The sequence below is a fragment of the Sutterella seckii genome, assembly GCF_009183815.1.
Classification (GTDB): domain Bacteria; phylum Pseudomonadota; class Gammaproteobacteria; order Burkholderiales; family Burkholderiaceae_F; genus Sutterella; species Sutterella seckii.
Window position 1 is genome coordinate 1 of record NZ_WEHX01000127.1, and the last position, 5127, is coordinate 5127.

6 protein-coding genes are annotated in these 5127 nt (G+C 57.9%); 1 reads left to right on the forward strand and 5 read right to left on the reverse strand.

All coding sequences use genetic code 11. The annotated features are described in order from the left end of the window. Window positions 1-247: 247 nt before the first annotated feature. From GBM95_RS10980 to GBM95_RS10990, 3 genes are read right to left on the reverse strand one after another with little or no spacing between them, the layout of a single operon-like run. Complete coding sequence (locus tag GBM95_RS10980; protein ID WP_152159134.1) at window positions 248-871, reverse strand: response regulator transcription factor; 624 nt, start codon at window positions 869-871, stop codon at window positions 248-250. Further along, on the reverse strand, window positions 871-1920 hold the full coding sequence (locus tag GBM95_RS10985) for a sensor histidine kinase (RefSeq protein ID WP_152159135.1): 1050 nt from the start codon (window positions 1918-1920) through the stop codon (window positions 871-873). The genes GBM95_RS10980 and GBM95_RS10985 overlap by 1 nt, the downstream gene beginning before the upstream one ends. Then, on the reverse strand, window positions 1917-2729 hold the full coding sequence (locus GBM95_RS10990; RefSeq protein WP_193222679.1) for a PhnD/SsuA/transferrin family substrate-binding protein: 813 nt from the start codon (window positions 2727-2729) through the stop codon (window positions 1917-1919). Before GBM95_RS10990 ends, GBM95_RS10985 begins: the two co-directional genes overlap by 4 nt. Window positions 2730-2970: 241 nt before the next feature. On the opposite strand from GBM95_RS10990, the gene GBM95_RS10995 reads away from it, so the two are divergent. Continuing rightward, window positions 2971-3522: a YagU family protein gene (locus tag GBM95_RS10995; RefSeq protein ID WP_152159137.1), complete on the forward strand. Its 552-nt coding sequence runs from the start codon at window positions 2971-2973 to the stop codon at window positions 3520-3522. A 147-nt stretch (window positions 3523-3669) separates the two neighbouring features. Here GBM95_RS10995 and GBM95_RS13070 read toward each other — a convergent pair whose 3' ends face one another. Further along, on the reverse strand, window positions 3670-3801 hold the full coding sequence (locus tag GBM95_RS13070; RefSeq protein ID WP_264298103.1) for a hypothetical protein: 132 nt from the start codon (window positions 3799-3801) through the stop codon (window positions 3670-3672). Then, complete coding sequence (locus GBM95_RS11000) at window positions 3768-4886, reverse strand: ATP-binding protein (protein WP_152159138.1); 1119 nt, start codon at window positions 4884-4886, stop codon at window positions 3768-3770. Before GBM95_RS11000 ends, GBM95_RS13070 begins: the two co-directional genes overlap by 34 nt. Window positions 4887-5127: the final 241 nt, after the last annotated feature.

Here is a 5127-nt window from a genome sequence, read left to right on the forward strand (position 1 = left end):
CGCCCTGGTAGCAATTTTCCCTTTGGCTTAGCGGCTTTGGCGGTAGTTTTTCAAATTTCAGATTCGCGTAGCCCCAAAATCAACCCGAGAACCTAGGATTATTCCAATGCGCGCCTATCCGCATCTCTACGCCTTGAATGCGTATTTCTGAGGCTTGCCGTCGTCATAAATGACGATATTCAGGAAAGGAACAGCGAAAACACCTCCGGACAAAAGCAGTTTTCGTTCCTTTTCGCTCTTTCTCCTGTCACTTCCCCGCAAGAATCTTTTCGATTCTCCTCACCGCCCGCGTGACGCCAACAGCCCCGCGCACGTCGAGCTTTCTCGAAACCTCGCCCCGGTAGACCTGCACGGTCTTGGGCGAGATGCCGAGTTCGGCGGCGATTTCCCGGTTGAGAAGCCCTGCGGCAATTCTCTCGGCCACCTCGCGCTCGCGGTCGGTGAGGGTCTGCCAGCGGGCGACCTCCCTTGCGGCATCCTCCGGCTCCGCACCCTCAGCGCGCTCAATGGCCGACCAGATGGCATCAAGGAGCCGCGTGCGGTCTGAGCCTTTTCTCAGAAAGGCAACCGCACCGCTCCTCATGGTGTCGACCGCCATATCGATGTCCCCGTGCGCGGAGAGAAAAACGATTGGGAGCGTGATGCCGCGGCGGATCATTTCCTGCTGCAGCATGAGGCCGCTCATTTCTCCCATGCGGACGTCGAGAATCGCGCAGCCCGGAACGGAAGGCGAATCACCCTTCAAGAAATCCTCAGCGCTCGGATAAGCCGCGCAGTCGAAGCCTTCCTCCTCGAGCATGAAGGCAAGGCTGTCGCGCGCCGCAGGGTCATCGTCGACAATTCTCACGAGGAGGCGTTTGTTCTGAGCCATCAGGCTTTCTCCTTTTCGTTTTCTTTCATTTCTTCCGCCGGGAGCGATGCAATAGCTCTCAGCCCTGCGAGTTCAATCCGCTCAAACCGGATGCTCCCGAGCGCAGCCTCAAGAAGCGCCTTTACGATCATGAGGCCGAGGCCGAGGCCAAGCCCCTGCGCCTTCGAGGACTTCCCGGGCGTGAGGCCGAGATGCGCATAAGCCTCATCGGTGAGCTTCGGGCCGTTGTCTTCAACGCGGATTTCTATTGTCTTTTGGTCGGATGCGAGAGCAACCTCAAGCCTTACTTCCGGGGACGGGCTCTTTGAAGCCGCATCCACGGCGTTCGCGAGGAGGTTGACGATCACGAGCCGCAGATCGAGCGGATCCATGCGCACCCGGAGTCCCTCCGTCTGAGGAGAAAGATCGAGCGAGAGCTCTGCGCCCTTCGCCCTGCGGCTCACACGGAACTGCCGGAACGCCTCGCGGACGGCATCCGCGAGGGAAAGCGCCTCCGCTCTTCTCCGCCCTTTCCCATACTCCCGCACGCGGTCGACAATGTCGCTCGCATGAAGCGCTTCCGTGCGGATTTTTGCGACCGCATCGAGCGTTCTTGCCGGGACGTCGTCCACGTCCTCGAGACTTCTCATCGTGCCGCGCGAGAGGTTCTGAATGGCTTCGAGAGGCTGCTTCAGTTCATGCGCGATGATGCTCGAGATCTGCCCGACAGCGCCTGCGTGCTGCATGGCGCTGATCTGTTCATTGGCCTGTGCCGCCTCGCGCTCTAGCCGCCGGCGCTCCTCGATTTCGTCCTCAAGCGCCCGAGTGCGGATTCTCACGAGCCGGCGCAGAATCACGCCGTAGAAGAGGAGTGCCGCAACCAGAATCGCGCTGCAGACGACGGCAGACGGATACTCCTTCCAGACGCGCCGGAAGGTCCACTCGCGAAGATACTCGTAAGGGCCGAGCTTCAGGCTTTCGAGCATCTGATCGGTCCGCGTGAAGTCGGTTGAAATCCCCCAGTAGCTCCCGTCCTCATCGACCGGCATCGAAAGGAGAAGCGCCGTCACGCGCCGCGCAGCTCAACGCCGAGCGGACTTATTCCCGCGAGGATGATGCCCGGGTAGAGCACCGTGGAATGAAGGCACGCGAGGCCGTCGACGGGCTGGGCATTGAGCACCCGAAGCCTGGAGCCGATTTCGGCAATCCGCTTTTCGCCGAGATCCTCGAGGAAGCACCCGCGCAGAATCCCGCCGTCGATGCGGCCGGCGAGGACATCCTCAAGGATCTTCCGCATCTGCCCGGGCTCATCGCGGCGCACCGACCAGAACCCGTCGGGGTTGAAGCCGGCTTTGGCGATTTCGTGCTCGACGTAGTGGAGGCCGAGTTCGCACTCTTCCGTCTGGGCTGCAATTCTTTTGCCGCCCAGATCGCTCAGTCGCACGAGGTCACTCCTCTCGGAGCGCACCACCACAACCGCCACCGACGACCGGTTGGGATCTTTCGCGCGCGGGCTCACGAGCGCTGCCAACGGCCGGACCTTTTCCGTCGGATCCATCGCGAAGAAGCTTGAACTCGCAATCACGAGGTCGGCGTTTCCGCGGCGAAGCTCCTCGCGAAGCGGAATATGCGGAAGCGACCGGAAGGTGAGCTCGAGCCCGGGCCAGTTCTTCTTCAGATACTCCATTGAGCGCACGATGAAGTCGTAGTCCTTCCAGGGGCGCGAATAAAGGAGCACCGTCACGCGAAGCTTCGCGGGTGAGGCTTCGGGAGCGGCAGCAGACGCTGCGGCGGCCGACGCGGCCAGCGCAGCCGGAAGCAGCGCAATCACCGAAAGGAACGCGGCAAAAGCAGATAAAAGGGTCTTCAGTCTTCTCATGACGAGGATTCTGCTTGACGGGCTTCCTACCACCATTGATTCGGGTCAAACGCGCGTTTTCGAAAAGTCCTAAGACATTTGAGTCCTCCGGGCATCACCGAAAGGAAGCTGATTTTCAGGGGAAAAGAGAGGAATAAAGTTCCTTTCGCACGCCGCGGACGACGCCCGGACTTCTCTCGGAAAAGCCCGATTTCCTTCAGCGCACCGCGGCATAAGTCAAAAATTCTTGAAAGGAATTGCCATGCAGCTCAAAGCGCCCACCTCAACCCGGGACAAGATCATTCTCGGCCTTCTCCTTGGCCTCGTCGCCGGCATCGTCGTCGCCTTCGCCAAATTCGGCTGGGAGGTGCCCTTCCCGCCCCGCACGCCGCTTCGCGACGCCACGAACCCGCCGCAGGAGCTTCTGCAGCAGCTCGGGTTCTCTTTTGAATTTACGCACACTACCTACGAGTACTCGGGGAATCCCCGTCCGATCGTGAGCTTCGTCGTTCACTTCGGCTTCTCGATCTTCTTCGCCATGCTCTACTGCTGCATCGCGGAGTACTGGGCCGGGATCAAGAAGTTTCAGGGTGCCCTCTATGGCATTATTCTCTACTTCGCCTTCCACGTCGTCATCATGCCGCTCATGGGCACGGTGCCGGCTCCCTGGGATCAGCCTTTTGCCGAACACTTCTCCGAGTTCTTCGGTCATGCATTCTGCTTCTGGCTGATGGAAGTCGTGCGCCGCGACATGCGCTCGCGCTGGACCGGCCTCTCGGATCCTGAATACGGTTCAGTTCCGGTCACGCGCTGATGGAAGGAGAAAGCCTGATCCAGACGCATTGAAAAAATAGTTCTGAAGGGCCGCCCGGTCGATTCCCCAAAATCGGCCGGGCGGCTTCTTTATTGGACGTAAGGCCTCTGAGAGGCTGTCAGGCCCCACCAGCGCGAGTCCCCTCGGTTAAATTTCGAAGATGGAATGCGCGATCACATCATCGGAGAGGAACCGCTTCTTCTCCGCCATATTGCAGATGATCGCGCCCAGTCCTCTCTTCAGCCTCATCTTGTCGAGAACCGCAAAATTCTTTGCCATTTCAGGTGCGGCGTTTTCGTAGATTTAATTTCGACCGGATGCCAGCATCCTTCGTGATGAATGATCAGGTCGACTTCCTTCTGAATTTTTGGATCCCGATAGAAGTAGAAATCCGGCACTCGGCCGTTGTGCACCCAGCTTTTAAGAATTTCCGTGATGACGAAAGTCTCAAAGAATGCGCCTGAATTCATATCCGCCTTCAGTTCGGCAGGAGTTGTCCTTCGGCAGAGGAAGGCCGCCAGGCCGACATCGGTCATATAGACCTTCGGAGATTTCGTAAGCGTCTTCCCGGAGTTTTCTGAGAGGGGCCTCAGCAGATACACCAGACCGCTCGCCTCAGCAATGGAAAGCCACCGTTTTGCGGTCGACTCATCCACACCCGCAATCAGCGCTAGCTGTCCGATACGAAGTTCCTGCCCGGTTCTCAGCGCCAGCCCCTGCATGAAGCGCTGATAGGCGGAGAGCTTCCCGACATTCCAGATACCTGCGACATCCTTTTCGAGAAAGGTCGTGATGAAGGCATTGAAATAGCGATGTCGCTCCTCCGGATTGAGTTCAAGCGCCTCCGGCCATCCGCCCTGCCAGATGATGTCCCAGATCCGATCTGCGTCTTCATAGGGCAGCCCGGCTTTTTTCTGAGCATCCGGGAAATACGGTTCCTGCTCCAGACCTTTCCCTGCCCGCTCATAAAGACTGAGCGGCATCAGTTTCTGATCATAGATTCTTCCGGCAAGAGAATCGCCGACGCCCTTCATCCGCACGAATTTCTGAGAACCGGAAAGCCAGACTCCGCCTTTATTCTCCTCACGGTCAACGAGAAGCTTGATGGTCAGGAACAAATTCGGGGCGCGCTGGACCTCATCGATAATAAGAGGAAGCTCATGCTCCTGAAAAAAGGCCTTCGGTGAATTCCAGGCGAGAGCCAGGTCGTCCAAATTCTCAAGCGTCACGTACCCACGACCCAGCTCCTTCAGATGGCTGAGCGTCGTGCTTTTCCCAACCTGGCGCATTCCGGAAAGCATGACAACCTTGAAGCGTCTTGATAGTTCCGGGATTATTTTCTCGACAGTTCGAGGAAGGTACATCTAGATCTCCTGAGGCATTTAAAGCCGTCGCTTCAGCCTTCTAAGTCGGAGCAATGCAAGCACGTACAACGGGCGCTGAATTAGTCCGGAATTTTTCCGGGATCCATGTTTCTCTTGATTCCAAATTCAATCGCCTTCGTGAACTCATTAGATGTCATACTAACTTTCGCCACCCCTTCAACCTTTCATGGAGTGGCAAAACATGCGATATTCGCAGGAGTTCAAAGACAACGTCGTAGCG